The following is a 794-nucleotide window of genomic DNA, read 5'->3' on the forward strand; positions in this document are numbered from 1 at the left end:
TGGCCATAAACAGTGCGACATAGACCAACTTTTACCATGGAACTATCCAAACAAGGTGTGATCGAAACATCGCTTACGCTGCTGTCTAATCAGCATTTACAATCCATTCAATGTCCACACCCTCAGGATGGGTGAGATTTTGAATATCTGCTTCGGTATCAACTGTTACGACGATATGCCCTGTTACATCACAGGTAAATTCTTCCTGCAAGCGGTCTACTACTGGCAGAGCTGTAGCTCCGCACCGATCAGATAATTTTTTGCTTGGCGTAAGGGAAAACGTCTAGGCGGCCCCATCACGCCAATAATATCACCAGCTTTGGCAGTTTTTGCCCAGTTACACGCCAAACCTTTAGTTTCATGGACGTAGAAATCAATGTCCATCCAGCCTGCATGCCTCATCCGGCCACAATGGCATACCATTGCGTCCCATCACTGGCCATATCGGTTCGGGCACATCATTGGTTAGCAAAAGCAGCTGCACATGGATGGCGCCAAATAAAGATAATCTCCGGGGCTTCTTCTTTTTATAGAGTCTGATCGCAACCGCCGCCAGATATTTCAGGTGATTGAGACCGATATATGCTTCGGCATGAAGAGACACATAGTATCCATGATGAGGTTCATCGAGTTTGATCTGCCCAAATGAATTGAACCGCCTCGAGTTTGCCGGATTGTTTAGCTCCAAATTGGATCTTATGGAACATAAAAAGACATCAAAACCTTATCCGCCCGAACTTCGTGAGCGTGCTGTTCGCATGTTTGTTGAGCAGCGTCATGAATATACGAGTGAA

Annotated in this window: 2 protein-coding genes; both read right to left on the reverse strand. The window is 46.1% G+C overall.

The window, feature by feature from the left end:
- Positions 1 to 85: 85 nt before the first annotated feature.
- On the reverse strand, positions 86 to 211 hold the full coding sequence (locus ACI0FR_RS13510; protein ID WP_461667955.1) for a hypothetical protein: 126 nt from the start codon (positions 209 to 211) through the stop codon (positions 86 to 88).
- An 8-nt stretch (positions 212 to 219) separates the two neighbouring features.
- On the reverse strand, positions 220 to 384 hold the full coding sequence (locus ACI0FR_RS13515; RefSeq protein WP_461667956.1) for a siderophore-interacting protein: 165 nt from the start codon (positions 382 to 384) through the stop codon (positions 220 to 222).
- Between the last annotated feature and the right edge of the window lie 410 nt (positions 385 to 794).

The sequence above is a fragment of the Paenochrobactrum sp. BZR 201-1 genome, assembly GCF_044987585.2.
Classification (GTDB): Bacteria; Pseudomonadota; Alphaproteobacteria; order Rhizobiales; family Rhizobiaceae; genus Paenochrobactrum; species Paenochrobactrum pullorum.